This is a genomic window from Succinimonas sp., from assembly GCF_045225735.1.
GTDB lineage: Bacteria > Pseudomonadota > Gammaproteobacteria > Enterobacterales > Succinivibrionaceae > Succinimonas.
On record NZ_JBGVBR010000080.1, the window covers coordinates 1 to 2,442 of the forward strand.

Genomic DNA, 2,442 nt, shown 5'->3' on the forward strand with positions numbered 1-2,442 from the left:
CTTGTTTTCCGGAGCGGGGGAGGACGGAGCGGCTCCCCGGGGCGCGGCGTCAGGCGTGAGGACGTATTCCAGAGCCAAAGGCTCGGAATCCTCATTAATGGGAATCAGATGCAGAAACAGCATGAAAATACCTCGGAGGGTGAACAGGGGAGCTCAAAAGCACGGTAATTATCCAAAGGCTCAGCGGAACTGGTTATGCTCGGGAGAATAGACGAAACCGGCCTTTTCCAGAATTTCCTGAAGCTTCTCGGGATCAATGTCGTGGATTTTGCAGAATTCTTCCAGGCTGATGCCCTGATCCCGGAGCTCCATGTTCACTGCGGAGTAAAGAATGAAGGGATCCATGTGTTCGTAGTTGTCGAATTTCATTTTGATGTCCTGAACGGCTTCCGGCCGTTTTTTATAATAATTTCCTGCCGGCTTTTACTTCGTCCCGGGATTTTGCCCGGGGAGCCGGTCTTCCTTTTTCACTGTAATGCCTGCAGTGTCGGTAACTGCATTAAAAATCTTTTTTGTCCGGGGCTCCGGCTTTCTCCGGTAACCCCGGCATAAAAACGGGACTGGATAACCAGTCCCCGCTTTCAGGCCTAAGCCGGACTCTGTTTTTGCTGAGTCCCGGGTTCTTATTTGCCGTAGTCGATGCGGATTGCGGCAGCGACCTTCTTGCCGTCGCTTACGGCCTGCTCCGTGGTGTCGCCCCTGGTGAGAATAACTCCCAGCCGGCGGTGTCCGCGGATTTCGGGCTTCCCGAAGAGCCGTACCTGTGATGTCGGGCACAGGGACATGGCGCCGGCCACGTTGTCAAAGGAGATGTTGGCGGAGTCGCCGTCTCCCAGCAGGGCTACGGATGCTGCCGGGCCTGAGGGGATGATCTGTCCCACCGGAAGTCCCAGCAGGGCTCTTACGTGCAGGGCGAATTCGCTTAAATTCTGTGAAATCATGGTTACCATGCCGGTGTCATGAGGCCGGGGGGATACCTCGCTGAACAGCACCTCGTCTCCCCGGACGAACAGCTCGACGCCGTAAATGCCGTAGCCGTCCAGAGCGTCCACGAATACCTTGGCAATGTACTGCGCCTTGACCAGCAGGGTTTCCGGCATCTTCTGGGGCTGCCAGCTTTCCTGGTAGTCGCCGTTTTCCTGACGGTGTCCGATGGGCGGACAGAAATGGAAGCCGTCAACGGCGTGCACGGTGAGCAGGGTGATTTCATAGTCGAATTTCAGGAATTCCTCGATAATGACCTTCTGCTTGTGGCCCCGGCCCTTTTCATGGGCGGTTTCCCAGGCCTTGTCGATATCAGCGCTGCTTTTGATAACGGACTGTCCCTTGCCGGAGGAGCTCATGACCGGCTTTACCACGCAGGGAATGCCGATCTTGGCCACGCCTTCCCGGAACTCCTCGATGGTTTCGGCAAAGACGTATTTGGAGGTGGGAATGCGGAGCTTTTCGGCTGCCAGGGTGCGAATGCCCTCGCGATCCATGGTGGTTCTGGCCGCAAAGCTGCTGGGAACTACCTTGATGCCCTGCTTCTCGAACTCCTGCAGACGCTCGGTGGCAATGGCCTCGATTTCGGGAATGATATAGTGAGGCTTTTCCTCGGCAATAACTTTGGCCAGTTCGTCACCGTTCTGCATGTCAATTACATGGGAGCGATGGGCCACCTGCATGGCAGGAGCATTGGCATAACGATCGACACCGATAACCTCAACACCAAGCCGCTGAAGCTCGATGCAGATTTCTTTGCCCAATTCGCCGCAGCCGAGCAGAACGGCCCTGGTGGCATTGGGAGTATAGGGAGTTCCCAGCATAAGTATTTGCCTTAATTCTTTGTTACAAAAACCCCGGAAAAAGGGAGAAAAAACACTTTAAATTATAATGTTTTGAGGCGTGAGATTCAATGCTCAGGCGTATTTTGCGTTTCCGGGGTCCGGGGCCCCTCAGGGGGAGGACAGGAAGCCCCTCGGGGGATGAGAAGAAGCCCCGCCGGGGAAGCCACGGCTCTCCCGGAGCCGGAGCGTCTCCCGGGAAATTCCGGCTTTTTGGCAAAAATGGCTCACATTTTTGGGCAAAAATGACGGCGCGGCTAACATTATTCTCCATAAGCATCTATAATTACGGGCTGTGTCAAAAGTCTGACAGCGAATCATGATTGGTGCTTTTTCAGAACAGTATTTCAGAACAGGTAGACAGTATGAAGATGTTTAACAGAAATGTTCTTGCGCTGGCCGCGTTTTCAGCTATCTCTTTTTCCCTTTGCGGAACGGGGCTGGCTGAAGAGCTCGTCCCGGCATCTCCCCGGGCGGAGAACAGCGGAACGGCCGCTCCGGAAGCCTCTTCCGGAATCAAATCAGGCGCCTGTCTGGAGAACCTGAAAAAATACCGGCTGTCAAACAGCATCGCGGAAGAGTGCGTTGCTGAGGCCGAGAGGCCTGATGCCTCCCC

At 55.0% G+C, this 2,442-nt stretch carries 3 protein-coding genes; 1 reads left to right on the plus strand and 2 read right to left on the minus strand.

Features of this window, described 5'->3' with window-relative positions; genetic code table 11:
• Positions 1 to 180 precede the first annotated feature (180 nt).
• Entirely contained in the window at positions 181 to 369 is a 189-nt protein-coding gene (locus ACJROR_RS02835; protein ID WP_406041930.1) for a DUF4250 domain-containing protein, read from the minus strand.
• 254 nt (positions 370 to 623) lie between these two features.
• Positions 624 to 1,808: a formate-dependent phosphoribosylglycinamide formyltransferase gene (gene purT, locus ACJROR_RS02840; RefSeq protein ID WP_406545769.1), complete on the minus strand. Its 1,185-nt coding sequence runs from the start codon at positions 1,806 to 1,808 to the stop codon at positions 624 to 626.
• A 383-nt stretch (positions 1,809 to 2,191) separates the two neighbouring features.
• On the opposite strand from purT, the gene ACJROR_RS02845 reads away from it, so the two are divergent.
• On the plus strand, positions 2,192 to 2,442 hold a 251-nt coding region (locus tag ACJROR_RS02845; protein WP_406545770.1), incomplete at its 3' end, for a hypothetical protein.

What these genes read in the sequence shown, in the direction of transcription:
- purT (WP_406545769.1), bottom strand. Translation starts at nt 1,808, where the DNA reads ATGCTGGGAACTCCCTATACTCCCAATGCCACCAGGGCCGTTCTGCTC.
- ACJROR_RS02835 (WP_406041930.1), bottom strand. Translation starts at nt 369, where the DNA reads ATGAAATTCGACAACTACGAACACATGGATCCCTTCATTCTTTACTCC.